Here is a 12625-nt window from a genome sequence, read left to right as displayed (position 1 = left end):
CGCTTACGGCCTGCGGTAGAGACGATCTGAGGGCTGGGGAGCCCTCTGATCAAAGGTGGTGTGGGTGCTGTCCGTTTTGCTGGCATTGCCGACTTCTGCTGCGTGCGTGAGTCGTCGGGTGATGAGTTGGTCGAGGCGTTCCCACGCGGGGCTGTCGATGCCGAGGTGTCCGGCCAGAAGGTCGATGGTCTCCGGTGGCACGCGGTCGAAGCCGGGGAGATCGGAGAACATCGTCATGCGCAGGGCGAGCCGCGTCGCCGCATGGGCGAGCTGATCGAGTCGGGGATCGTCCGGGCTCCAGTCGATGGCGTCGTCGTAGCCGCGGAGGACGGCAACGTAGTCGTCGTCGTCTAGCAGGGCGGTGCGTGAGGGCAGGATGGTTCGGGTGAGGTCGGGGGCGAGGGCGTAGCTGAGGATGAAGCCGTCGCGGATCGCGTGCTCGTGGCGTTCGGACAGGCCGATGGTACGTAGGTGGTCCATGTACTCGATGGCTTCGGGCGGTAGGCAGAGGCGGTCGGGCTGGTCGAGGTGGCGAAGCCGGGTTCGACGTTGCTGGAGTTGGCGGATGCGGGTGCGTAGTTCGGCATCGATCCGGCCGATCTCTTCCGTGGCCTGGTCGGCGTCGGCGTCCAGCACGTCGCGGATGCGGGCCAGCGGGACGCCGGCTTGGGCGAGGGTGACGATCCGGGTCAGGTCGATGATCGCTTGGGCGTCGTAGCGCCGGTATCCGGAGGCGTCCCGGTCGGGTTCGGGTAGTAGGCCCTTGGCGTGGTAGACGCGGATGGCCTTGGTTGACACGCCGGCATGTTTGGCGAGCTGCCCGATCGTAAGCATCCCTCATCATGGTCCTTGACCTTGCCCCAAGGGCAAGGTTTCAGGCTGGTTTCGTGATCGATCAGGACTTCGATGAAGACACCCTTCGCGCGCTCGCGGACGAAGGCAGCGAGGCCGCGCTGGACCGTCTCGCCGACCTCGCCGATGCCCGCGGCGACCTGGACGTGCTGTCCGAGCTGCTCGACGAGGGCAGCGAGCGTGCCGGGCGACTGCTGACCCGCCGTGCCGTCGAGCGGGGTGATCTGCGCGAGCTGCAACGGCTGTGTGACGCAGGCAGCAAGGATGCCGAGACGGAGCTGGAACGGCTCCTTTGCGACGGGCGCCGGTCGTGACCAGTGACGTGCCCGGACCGGCGCTGATATCGCCGCGGGCCGGTGCGGCCGCACCCGCGATCGTCGCGACAGACCTGAGCAAGGCGTTCGGGAAGAACGTCGCCCTCGATGGCGTCTCGCTCACAGTGCCACGAGGGTCGGTGTTCGCCCTCCTTGGCCCGAACGGGTCCGGGAAGACCACTTTGGTGCAGGTGCTCTCCACCCTCCGCCTTCCGGACGCCGGAAGTGCTGAGGTGCTCGGCCACGATCTGCGCATGGCACCGGCCAAGGTGCGGGCCCAGATCGGGGTGACGGGCCAGTTCTGTGCCGTGGACAGCATGCTCACCGGACTGGAGAACCTGCTGCTGGTGGCCAAGCTCTACCACCTCGCCCGTGACGAGGGCGAAGCCCGGGCGCGTAACCTGCTGGAACGCTTCGACCTCAGCGAGGCCGCGACCCAGCCCCCGGCGACCTACTCCGGTGGGATGCGGCGGCGGCTCGACATCGCCATGACCCTGATGGGGGATCCGGCGCTGATCTTCCTGGACGAGCCGACCACCGGGCTCGACCCGCGCAGCCGGCAGACGATGTGGCAGATCGTCCGCGAGCTCGTCGCCGAGGGCGTGACCGTGTTCCTCACCACGCAATATCTTCAGGAAGCTGACGAGCTCGCCGACCAGATCGCCCTGCTCGACCACGGCCGCGTCGTCGCCCATGGCACTCCCGCCGAACTCAAACAACTCGCACCAGGCGCGCACATCACCCTGCGCTTTGCGACATCCGCCGACCTCCACGCCGCGGCCCTCTCGGTCCCAGGCAGCATCCCGGACGGGGACGCGTTCATGTTGCGGTGCCCGATGGCAGTCGACGGCGGGGCGATCAAACGAGTCCTCGACCGGGTTCCCGACGGACTGCCCATCGAGGACATCACCGTGCACACACCAGACCTGGACGACGTGTTCTTCGCCCTCACCGGTACCGCCCCGCGGACCGGTACCGAGAACACCACGCAGGCCGAGAGCCACCGATGACGATCGCTACCGCCACCCAAGACTCCTCCGCCATGGTCGGCCGGGAACTGCGACATCTGCGCCGTTACCCGCTGTTCCTGGTCGCCTCCGTCGCCCTCCCGGTGCTCATGTTCGTGCTGTTCGTCTACGTCTTCGGCAACTACGTGGGAGCCGGCCTTTCCGGGTCCGGCAGCACGCTCAGCTACGTGGACTTCCTCACCCCCGGCATCCTCGTCATGACCGTCGCCGCCGGAGCCCTGCCCTCCGCGGTCAGCGTGTCCACCGACATGTCCGAAGGCATCATCGACCGGTTCCGCACCATGCCCATCGCCCGCAGCGCTGTCCTTCTCGGACACGTCGTCGGCGGCATCATCCGCACCGTCCTCGCGGCCGTTCTGCTCACTCTGGTCGCCTTGCTCGTCGGGTTCCGGCCCGCCGGCAACCCCCTCGCCTGGCTCGCCGCCGCCGGCCTCGTCCTCGCCTTCGCCTTCGCGCTCACCTGGCTCGCCGTTGCCATCGGCCTCGCAGCCAAGACCCCCACAGGCGCCAACAGCATGACCCAGATCATCTCCACCGTCCTGCCGTTCCTATCCAGCGCGTTCGTGCCGACCGAGTCCATGGCCGCCGGAATCCGCTGGTTTGCCGAATTCCAACCCTTCACCCCCGTCGTGGGCAGTGTCCGGGCGCTGTTGACCGGCTCCCCGGCCGGCAACAATGTGATCTTCGCTCTCGTCTGGTGTGCTGCCATCGCCACCGTTGGCTGCGCGTGGGGTCTCCGCTCCTTCCGCACCAAGACCGCATGACAAGGCCCGCGGGTCGAATAAGCGCTCTCATGCTGGTATGGGTGTGACCGCCTTCCCCGACGAGCTGGTGCAGACGCAAGCCGCCTTCAATGCCACCTACAAACGCGCTCGCCGCACCTCGCCCCCCGCGACACCACCGCCCTGCGCCGCCGCCTGCTGCGCCTGTCCGTCCGGCTGCGGTGGCACCCCTACTGGGAGACCGCGCCCTCGGTGCCCGCCGGGCGCGCTCCGAGCTGCGCCCGGCTGGCCCGTGCCCGGGGAGGGGGAGATGTCCGGGCCGCGTGACCAGATGCCTCAGTCGACCAGGAGCACGGGGCTGCGGCGAAGGTTGCGCCTATGGGGGTGCGCGACCCGAAAGGACCGCTCCTGTGTCCGCACAGGTCACCACGCGGGTTCGCCGTGGTCGGCCCGCAGACATCACCGTTGTGGCCGCTTGGTCATGTCTCTGGCTGGAGTGGAAGGAAGGGACGGGCGGGATGGGCGGTGCGGCCGCGGTAGGGGGCGGGGGCCGTCACTGGTTGGGGGCGGGGGGCGTCACTCAGCCGGTTGCGCGTCAGGCCGTGCCGCTGCGCAGTGCCGCCGTCAGTGCGGCGATGTCGGGTGGGGAACGTCGGCGGGGGAGAGGTCGGGCCGGGCGCGATGCCAGCGCGCGGGATGACGCCACCGGCCGGAGGGGTCACGGGCGACATCGACGCCGACTTCCACCACCAGCTCGGGTTCCACCAACGTGACGTCCAGCTGCTGTCGGCTGTCCCACCCGGCGGAGAACGACCAGCCCGTCCACGGATGCCCGTGCCGCCCCGCGGTGAGCAGGCCGGCGACCGCCGCGCCTGCCTGGCGGGCGAGGGTCGTGGTGCGGCCGACGTACTGAAGGCGGCCTTCGGCGTCGTACCTGCCGAGCAGCAGCGTCCGCGGAGCGGCCAGCGAGCCGGTGACCGCGCCGACGATCGCCTCACTCGTCTTGCGGACCTTGTACTTCTCCCAGCCCCGCACCGATGGCCGGTAGGTGTCGGTGAGCCTTTTGAAGACCACGCCCTCCATCCCCACCGACGCCCACGACAGCCACGCGCGCACGGTCTCCGGGTCGGTGGTCGACGGGCACAGCGCCCACGGCGCCGTGAGCCGGCGGGCAGCGAACACGGTCTCCAGCGCGGCCCGCCGCCTGCGGTACGGCCACCCGGTCGTGTCCGTCCCGGACAACCTGAGCAGATCGAATGCCACGAAGTGGGCCGGCCACTCCTGCGCCGCCCGCATCGCCCCCACGCCGCGCCGGGCAAGCCGGTTCTGCAACCGCTCGAACGCGAGGCGACCTGCGGCGTCCCATACGACCAGCTCGCCGTCCATCGCCGTCGCATCCGGCAGCTGCACGGCCCCGGCCACGACGTCCAAAAACGCCGGCCCCATGTCCGTGCCGCGCCTGGAGCGCAGCACCACCCGGCCCGCGTCGACGCAGACGGCCACCCGGAACCCGTCCCACTTCGGCTCGGCCGCCCAGCCCGGCCGCAGCGTGGGTGTGGGTACGGGGGTGCTCAGCATCGGCTCCGGCAGCGTCCACGTCACACCGGATCCCTTCCACTGCGCGACGACGAACTACTCGCCGTGCCGCTGGTGGGCTACGGTGCCGTGTGCCGCCCGGCGCGTCGCGTGGTCTGCCGCGCGCGGTCCGGTACTGTCCCCCTGCCAGGCCAGGGACGGTCTGGAGGCGAGCGATCCGCCCGGGCGGAGTCGCAGATGTCTCAAGGGTGGGATGCCCGCTCCCGCAACACACGTTTCTCGGTGTCCGTGCATGCATTCCTCCACGGCTGCCGCCCCGGGGGCAGCCGGAGCAGGAACCCCGTGCCGCACACGACCGACAAGCGGATCAGCAAGGAACTCGCGCGGCTTTTGTACCTGGGACGACTCCCGGCGAAGGACGGCCGCGGCCCCCCTCTGGATCCCACCGACCGCGGGCAGCCAGCCTTCCAAGCCCTTCTCTTCGAGTGCCTGATGAGCGACTATGAGCACCCGCATCCCCAGCAACAGCCGCGAAGAGCGCGATGGCCAGCATCATCTGCCGTAGCGCGAGAGGACTACTGGTGCCCGAGCTGGAAACGGGAGTTTGCCTGTGATCTGGGAAGGGGCCGTTCGTGGGGATCGGGTCCGTGAAGCGGCCTGAACGTGTTGCTGTCATCGGAGTGGGCGTCATCGGGGCGAGTGTGGGCTGGAACCTGTCCCGGCAGGGCGCCGAGGTGGTCTTCATCGACGCAGGCCAGCCGGGCGCAGGTGTCACCAACTGGTCTTTCTCGTGGGTCAACGCGAGCAACAAGACCGCGCGCAGGTCCTACGTCGTCCTGAACGTCGCGGGCATGGCAGCTCACCGTGAGCTTGCCGGGGCCATCGGGCCGGACTCGTGGTGGTATCCCAGCGGCCACTTGCGCTGGGCAGACGATCCCGCAGCGGAGGCGAAGTTCCTGAGAACAGCGGAACTGCTGGCCAGCTGGGACTACCGGGTCGAGATGTACACGGGGGCCGAGGTCCGCAGCCGCTTCGAACCGGCTCTCACGATGCCCGACGATGTACCGGTCCTGTTCTACCCCGACGAAGCCTGGGTGCACGGACGCCATCTTGTCGGCCGCCTGGTCGGCCAGGCCGTCGCATCCAGCGCCGAGCTCCGGTCCGGCAACGCGGTATGCGACATCGGCACCGGTGCCGATGGAAGCATCCGGTCAGTTGCTCTGTCCGATGGGAGCCGTCTCGACGTCGACATCGTCGTGAACGCGGCGGGCCCCGGCGCCTCCCATGTCGCAGGGCTCCTCCCACGGCGCTTGCCGATGCGCCGGGAACCCGGCGTCGTCGCCCGGATCGACTGTGCTCAGGTCCCCGTTCAGCGGGCCATGCACGCGCCTCACATCGAGATTCGTCCTGCCGGAGACACCTCGGTCGTCCTCCACAGCCGCGAGATCGACGCACTCATCGACACAGGCGAAGATCCAGGCCAACTCGCACAGCTGCTCCACGAATCGGCGCGCCACGTCGTCCCCGAGCTCGGAAACTCCCGCATCGCGAAGACACGAGTCGTCGACCGGCCCGTCCCTGCCGACGGATGGCCCTCGGTGGGAGCGGTGCCGTCCGTGCCGGGCTACTACGAGGCCGTTTCCCACAGCGGGATCACGCTTGGGCCGGTGATCGGGCGACTGCTGGCTTCGGAGATCCTCAGCGGGAAGAGAGACGAGCTGCTCGCGGACTTCCGCCCCGAGCGGTTCCCCTCCTGACAGCCCGGGCGGGCGCCACCACGCCTCAAGTAGGCGGGTGCGCCCCGCGCGATCCCGGGCACCGTCGGTGTGACGACGATGAGATGGACGGTGGTCGGGCAGCCGCCGCCATCACGGTCGCGGCGGCGCTCCCCCCGTGCAGGGGCAGTGGTGGCACGGCACCGACCGCGCCACCGCCGGCACCTCAGCGCTCGGCCTGCTCGCGCAGGAAACGGCGCTCCTTGATCCATCGACGCGCCTGCCACCAGCGCGCGGTGTAGGCGAGGCCTTCCCGGCAGACGTCCGCCTCCACGCCCCTCGTGATCACGTGCACCTTGGTCCCGAGCACATGATCAGACGAAGGCCGCCTCGGCATCCGGCGAACGCCCAGGCCGGTGACCCAGTTCGAGGCACATTTCGACATCGGATGCCGCGGCGCCGACGACTGGGGAGAAGCCAGCCAGCGAACCCGTCGAGGCCCTACGCTCCCATAGCACCTTGCACGAATCGCCGAAGGTGCGCACGCACGGCGCCAGGCCGCTCCAACCAGGGCTCGTGCCCCGCGTCCTCGATCCGAGTCAGCGGAAGAGCGAGCCGGAGCGCAAGTGAATCAAGAGCCGACACAGGGCGAGGATCGTCGACACCACCAAGGAGCTCCGTCCGCGCGGGAAGGCACGCACGTAGCTCGGCAAGGTGTTCGTCTAGCGGATCCGCGCGTCGCTCCTTGCCCAGTTCGCCGTTCATGGACCAGTTGACCGGGCGACGCCGCCGGGCACCCTGGGCAGCCCAGTGCCACCCGCGTTCGGGATCGGCATGGTCGGTGAACCAGGCGAGAGTGAGCAGCTCGACTTCCTGCTCCTCGGTACGGTGCGGCAACTCTTCCAATTCGCGGAGCCGCTCCTGCTGCACTGTGGACATGCGGCGCTGGCGCTCCGCTCGGTCCCCGGTACGCCCATCACCGACGAACGGCCCACACATCAGCAGCATGGCGGCAACCCGGTCAGAGTGCCTCAGACAGAACCGGCTCGCCAGATCGGTGCCGTAGGAGTGCCCAATCAGCACGGCCTGGGGCACGTCCCACGCGTCGAGCAACTCGGCGAGATCGTCGACATGCCGAGCGAAGGAATGGCGCCCCCGCCACGGGGATCGGCCCGTGCCACGCTGGTCGTACCGGTACACAGGCGCGAGGTCCGCGATCATGAGGGCGACATCACCCAGATAGTCCGGCAGCCCCGGACCGCCATGGAGCAGGACCACAGCCGGCTGCCGAGACGTGTCCCCCAGCGCCATCCAGCGCAACCGCGCTCCGTCGCTCATCGACACGTGGCCCCGTGCCTCCATCAAAGTCACCGTGGAGAACCTACCGGTGTCACTGAGGCACCGCCAAAGGTTAAAGAACTTCCCAATGACGATGTCAAGCCGCTGGCGTTACGGTCGGTAGAACCTCGTAGCACTTTCCGTCTCGAAGCATTGCCCACAAGACGTTGGCTCGTCGACGGGCCAGAGCGAGCAGGGCCTGCTTGTGCCCCTTCCCCTCGTTCCGCTTGCGCCCGTAGTAAGCCTTGGAGGCGGAGCAGGTTCTCAGGCTGGACATGGCGGAGAGGTAGAAGGCCCGGAGCAGACCTCGGTGGTAGCGGCGCGGGCGGCGCATGTTGCCGCTGACGCGGCCGGAGTCCCGCGGCACTGGTGAGAGGCCGGCGAAGGACGCCAGGCGATCGGCCGTGCCGAACGCCTCCAGGTCGCCACCGGTGGCGGCGATGAACTCGGCGCCGAGGAGGGTGCCCATGCCGGGCATGCTCCGGATCACCAACGCGTGTCGGTGCTCGTTGAACCGGGCTTCGATGAGCGCGTCGAGTTCGGCGATCTCCTCGTCCAGGGCCAGCACGCCCTTGGCGATCCGGGCCACCATGGCGGCCGCGAGGGTCTCGCCCGGCAGTGCGGTGTGCTGGGCCCTGGCCGCCTCGACGGCCGTCTCGGCGAGCGCCGCCGCGTTCTTCACCTTGCGGTTCTTCAGCCAGGTTCCGATCCGCCTGGCCCCGCTGCGGCGGATCGCTGCCGGCGCTTGGTAGCCGGTCAGCAGCACGACCGGACCCTTCTTACTCAAGGCCAACACGCGCTCCAACGCGGGGAAGAACTCCAGCAGTTGTGCCCTCAACCGGTTGGTCTGACGGGTCCGGTCGTTGACTAGGTCCAGGCGGCGGGCGGTCAGGGTGCGCAGGTCGACGGCTATCTCGTCGCCGGGCCGCAGGGGGCCAAGGTCCTGTCGCATGCGTGCCTGGTCGGCGATGACGAACGCGTCCTTCTCGTCCGTCTTGCCCTGGCCGCGGTAGGCCGTCGAGGCCTGGTGCACGGCGAGGCCGGTGATGTAGACCATCGGCTGCTGGTGGCTGAGCAGGAGGCCGATGAGCAGGGCGGCGCCGCCGTGGTTGATGTCCACCGCCCACAGGGCGTCCTCAGAGAGCGTGAGCACGTCTGCGATGAGCTCCAGCAGGGCCGGTTCGTCATTGAACACTCGGCGTGAAAGGAGGCGCTCGCCTCGCTCGTCGACCACCACGCAGTGATGGTGTTCCTTGCCGATGTCCACTCCGGCCCAGATCTGAGGCACGGGTCACCTCCGCCAGCTCGTCGTCACAGACTGTCCCGCAGACGACCTCGCCGACGTTGTCCTACACAGCGATCGAGTCGCGTATCCCAATTAGCGGTCGAGTCGTCGCGGGGCTCCGGGCGGCCAAGTTCTTTGAGCCATCCAACGGCGACAAGCTCACAGCCATACCCAGAACCCCTGGGCCCGCCGATCTTACGAAGGACCAGCTCAGACCCACGCTTGGAAGGTAGGACAAGCTCAGCGCCAACGGTCTGCGTTTCTGCGATCGATGAAACAGGTGGCTGGGGCGGGCCGGGCTGGGGCTGCTCCAGCGCTGCCGCGGGGATCGGTGGGAGTTCCGGCAGCGGCACCACGCCGAGCGCCTGGTCGACCGCCTCGTCTATCAGCCGCTCGGTGCGCCGGGACACATACGCGTAGTCCCGGCAGGTCCGCCGGCAGTAGCGCGGCCTGCGCCCCGTCTTCGGCTGCGTCACCGGCCCGCCGCACCACGCACACCGGTCCGCCCCCGGCGACGTGCCCGCACTGCTGTCCATGCCCGTGGACCGTACCCGCCCCCGCAGCCACCACAGCAGCCGGTACCCAGCGTCACCGCCCGCCCGCCGCACCGTTTCGCTGGAAGTTGCGCAGGGGTCACATCTACTGCGCCAACTCCCACGCCATCTCCTACGCCATCTACCGAGCCATCTACTGAGCCATCTACTGAGCTGCTCTCCGTGACCGCCCGCGTTGTCGCAGGCCAGGGCCCGTGGTGGGCGTGGTCGGGGTGCTGACATCCCCTCTGCTGCCGCTACTCCACGACGAAATGAAGAAAAAAAGGGAGGGTGGGGTGGGTGTGGTCGGCGCGGCGGCATCGGGGATCGGGCGCGGCGGGTGCTCTGCGGCGCGCGGCCTGGCGGCCGGCGCGATGGCGGTGAGCGCCCGCCGCGGCGGGAAGGTGGGAGCGTCGCGGGCCGGGCGGCGTGGTGTGCGACTCGCGGGACGCCGGGATCACGGGTGCGGCCTGCGCTGCCCAGTCGAGTCCGAGGGCGGCGAGCGCGGTGAGTTTGTCGGTGGTGAGTTTGGCGCGCCTGGTCTTCGTGTTGGACAGGAACACCCCGAGCTTGACCTCGGTGCCTTCCGGAAGCTGCTCTACGTGGGCCCTGGGGACGGTCACGGAGCGGGTGCGGGCCTTGTACTGCTCCAGGGCCGCCACGCCTCGCTCGAAGGCCCCAGACGCTGCCTTGGGGGCTTTGGCGGGCGGTTCCTGCTCCGGTGGCAGCGGCACGACGCCGAGCTGCTCCAGGAGCTCGCGCTGTTCGTCCATCAGCCCGGCCCAGACCGTGTGCTGCCGTTGGCGGGCCAGCCACTTGCCGACGTCCATCCTGTGCACGGTGACGCCGGGCAGGACATCGGCCCGGCCCTCTTCGTCGCGTACCAGCTCCCGCAGCGCGGCGTAGTGCCGTTGCCATTCCGCTGGCCACGCCGGGTTCCAGTGCTCGTCCACGGCCTCCAGCGCGGCCTTCCACTCGGGGTGGCCATCCAGCGCACCGGGACGCCGCAGATTGGACAGCCATTGCTCCACCGGCCGGTCCAGCATCGTCGCGGACCGGGGCGCGCACAGCGTCCGGTGCTGCTCGTAGTACGCCTTGGCGGCTTCCAGGTTCTCCTGGAGCCGCTCATCCGCTACCGACCACACCATGCCGAGCCGTTCCAGCCGCTGTGCGCGCTGCCCGCTCATCTCCCCGGCCGCGTGGACCACAACAGCTCCCTCGCCGCTGATACGCGATGGGAAACGCGCGTACGTCCTCAGGCCCAGCCTCAGTCTGTCGGCCTGACCCGCCGTGCCACCCGCGGTGTCCGAGAGGCCGAGGCTGAGGCCGGGGGAAGCTCAGGTGTGAGAAGGGCAACACCGTACAAGTGATCGCGAACGGGCTGGATTCCGTCTTCCGTTTGTGACGGGTCGCGTCGGCGGGGCCGGCGCCTGTCACTCGGACCGGAGCTGCACGGTGCTCCAGCCGGGCACATGGCGCCTCGTTCTTCCCCGCGTGCGGTGCCAGAGTCCAACTCATGCCCATAAAGGGGATTCAATGACTCAGTTCGAGAGTGTCGACGTGAACGTTCAGGGCGGTGACCTGCCCGGGTCCTACGCCTTGCACGCCAGGTCCATGTTCGATGGGTTCACGATGTCAGGTCCGGCGACCGTGCATGTGGAGGACGGCCAGATCCTCTTCGTGGACCGGACGGGAGCGATACCGTCCGGCAAGCATGTCGTCGACCTGGGCCCCGACGTGTGCCTCTTGCCAGGACTGGTGGAGGCCCATATGCATCTTGCTTTCGACGCGGGCCCGCAGGCCGTCGAGTCGCTCAAGGCCGTCGATGACGAGCAGCTCCTGGTCCAGATGCGCGAGGCGGCCCACAGCGCGGTACTCGCGGGCATCACCACGGTGCGGGACCTCGGCGACCGGAACTTCTTGTCGCTGACCCTGGCGGAGGAGTTCAGGAAGGCGCCGGAACGAGGGCCGGAGATCCTCGCCGCGGGTCCGCCCATCACCACCCCCGGCGGGCACTGTTACTTCATGGGCGGGGAGACACAGGGAACGGACGCACTGATCGTCGCGGTGCGGGAACGCCACCACCGCGGATGCGCGGTCGTGAAGATCATGGCCAGCGGCGGCAACATGACCGCGGGATCCGATCCCGGCTCGTCGCAGTACACCAGGGACGAGATCCGTACCGTTGTCGAGGAGGCGCACCGGCTGGGTCTGCCCGTGGCAGCGCACGCGCACGGGATGGAAGCCATCATCGACGCGGTGAGCGTCGGCGTGGACACCGTTGAGCACGTGTCGTTTTTTGAGCGCGAGCTCAAGGAACTGGATCACGACGTGCTGCGCGGTATCGCCGCGAGCGACACATATCTCAGCCTGACGTTCGGCATGCCGGTGAGCGTCGACGCCCTTCCGGAAGCGGGCCGGAAAACCATCGCGAGGGCGCGGGAGATCAGCCAGTACCTGATAGGTATCGGTGCCAAAGTCGTGATCGGATCGGACGCCGGCGTCCATTCCGTCAAGCCGCACAATGTGCTGCCGTACGCCGCCCTGGATCTTGTGGAGTGCGGATTGTCTCCGCTCCGGTCGCTGCAAACGCTCACCAGTCAGGCTGCCAGGGCGTGCCGGGTCGAAGGGCGCAAGGGCCGTATCCAGGCCGGCGCGGACGCCGACTTCCTGGCGGTTCACGGCGATCCGCTGGAAGACCTGAACAGGCTGCGGGACGTCCGGGCGGTCTTCCGCTCCGGGCTCCGGGTCCGCTGAGGTGCGCCGGGAGGCGCTTTGCCCGCACGGGCAGCGCCTCCCGGTTACGCCCGGCAGTCCTGACGTGTGAGCGGTCATCGTGCCGGTGCCCGGCGGTCCGCTGGCGCGACCCGACGGAACAGACTAAGCATCAGATGCCGGGAATAAACATCGGGAGAAAACGACCTCTTACGCCGCCGCCCGTCGTGGAAGGCGGCACGACCTGGTGCACTCACCAGTCGTCGGGCGCGCTGCCCACCCACGCGATCGGCTGCCCCGCGCTGTTGCGGCCCCAGTGCGGTTCCTCCATCGAGGTCTCGTGACCGTCGTCCAGGACACAGACGCGTCCCCAGCGGCCGTGCTTGCCCGGGCATTGCGACCTGACGTGAAAAGGAGTTGATTGTAGGACAGCTTCCAATTGCGGTGCTGTGCGGAAGATGAAGGTTTTGTGGCCCTTCGGAGCCGCCCTACGGGGGGAGGCTTCAAACCACCTCATGCTGCGTTGGCTTAAGACCGTCGTGGTGAGCGATGAGGAAAAGGCGTCGTGAGAGGCGTCAGGTGGGGAT

At 68.8% G+C, this 12625-nt stretch carries 11 protein-coding genes; 5 read left to right on the top strand and 6 right to left on the bottom strand.

Going from position 1 to position 12625, the window contains the following annotated elements; genetic code table 11:
* Nucleotides 1-3 precede the first annotated feature (3 nt).
* Nucleotides 4-834: a MerR family transcriptional regulator gene (locus ACSMXW_RS00055; RefSeq protein WP_485802902.1), complete on the bottom strand. Its 831-nt coding sequence runs from the start codon at nucleotides 832-834 to the stop codon at nucleotides 4-6.
* 53 nt (nucleotides 835-887) lie between these two features.
* On the opposite strand from ACSMXW_RS00055, the gene ACSMXW_RS00050 reads away from it, so the two are divergent.
* From ACSMXW_RS00050 to ACSMXW_RS00040, 3 genes are read left to right on the top strand one after another with little or no spacing between them, the layout of a single operon-like run.
* Complete coding sequence (locus tag ACSMXW_RS00050; RefSeq protein WP_485802904.1) at nucleotides 888-1166, top strand: hypothetical protein; 279 nt, start codon at nucleotides 888-890, stop codon at nucleotides 1164-1166.
* The gene (locus tag ACSMXW_RS00045; protein ID WP_485802906.1) at nucleotides 1163-2176 is read left to right on the top strand and encodes an ATP-binding cassette domain-containing protein; all 1014 of its coding nucleotides are present in this window, start codon (nucleotides 1163-1165) and stop codon (nucleotides 2174-2176) included. Before ACSMXW_RS00050 ends, ACSMXW_RS00045 begins: the two co-directional genes overlap by 4 nt.
* Nucleotides 2173-2958 (top strand): ABC transporter permease, encoded by a 786-nt coding sequence (locus tag ACSMXW_RS00040; protein ID WP_485802908.1) that lies wholly within the window; start codon nucleotides 2173-2175, stop codon nucleotides 2956-2958. Before ACSMXW_RS00045 ends, ACSMXW_RS00040 begins: the two co-directional genes overlap by 4 nt.
* A gap of 582 nt (nucleotides 2959-3540) precedes the next feature.
* On the opposite strand, the gene ACSMXW_RS00035 is transcribed toward ACSMXW_RS00040, so the two are convergent.
* Nucleotides 3541-4518, bottom strand: coding sequence for an ATP-dependent DNA ligase (locus ACSMXW_RS00035; protein WP_485802909.1), 978 nt, complete (start codon nucleotides 4516-4518; stop codon nucleotides 3541-3543).
* Between the two features lie 566 nt (nucleotides 4519-5084).
* On the opposite strand from ACSMXW_RS00035, the gene ACSMXW_RS00030 reads away from it, so the two are divergent.
* The gene (locus ACSMXW_RS00030; RefSeq protein ID WP_485802910.1) at nucleotides 5085-6209 is read left to right on the top strand and encodes an NAD(P)/FAD-dependent oxidoreductase; all 1125 of its coding nucleotides are present in this window, start codon (nucleotides 5085-5087) and stop codon (nucleotides 6207-6209) included.
* A 184-nt stretch (nucleotides 6210-6393) separates the two neighbouring features.
* On the opposite strand, the gene ACSMXW_RS00025 is transcribed toward ACSMXW_RS00030, so the two are convergent.
* The 4 genes from ACSMXW_RS00025 to ACSMXW_RS00010 all read right to left on the bottom strand — a co-directional run bounded on the left by ACSMXW_RS00025 (nucleotide 6394) and on the right by ACSMXW_RS00010 (nucleotide 10531).
* Nucleotides 6394-6516 carry a hypothetical protein gene (locus tag ACSMXW_RS00025; protein ID WP_485802911.1) on the bottom strand — a complete coding sequence of 41 codons (123 nt, stop codon included), beginning with the start codon at nucleotides 6514-6516 and terminating at the stop codon, nucleotides 6394-6396.
* Nucleotides 6517-6668: 152 nt separating this feature from the next.
* On the bottom strand, nucleotides 6669-7529 hold the full coding sequence (locus tag ACSMXW_RS00020) for an alpha/beta fold hydrolase (protein WP_485808534.1): 861 nt from the start codon (nucleotides 7527-7529) through the stop codon (nucleotides 6669-6671).
* A gap of 73 nt (nucleotides 7530-7602) precedes the next feature.
* The gene (locus ACSMXW_RS00015; RefSeq protein ID WP_485797820.1) at nucleotides 7603-8793 is read right to left on the bottom strand and encodes an IS110 family RNA-guided transposase; all 1191 of its coding nucleotides are present in this window, start codon (nucleotides 8791-8793) and stop codon (nucleotides 7603-7605) included.
* Between the two features lie 787 nt (nucleotides 8794-9580).
* A complete protein-coding gene (locus tag ACSMXW_RS00010) occupies nucleotides 9581-10531 on the bottom strand; it encodes a helicase associated domain-containing protein (protein ID WP_485802913.1) in 951 nt (316 codons plus the stop codon).
* 448 nt (nucleotides 10532-10979) lie between these two features.
* Here ACSMXW_RS00010 and ACSMXW_RS00005 point away from each other — a divergent pair, with 448 nt between their 5' ends.
* Nucleotides 10980-12080: an amidohydrolase family protein gene (locus ACSMXW_RS00005; RefSeq protein WP_485802915.1), complete on the top strand. Its 1101-nt coding sequence runs from the start codon at nucleotides 10980-10982 to the stop codon at nucleotides 12078-12080.
* Nucleotides 12081-12625 lie beyond the last annotated feature (545 nt).

Source organism: Streptomyces sp. DSM 116793, assembly GCF_057320905.1.
The sequence above is the reverse complement of the archived record's forward strand: the minus strand, read 5'-3'. Positions and strand labels throughout refer to the sequence as shown.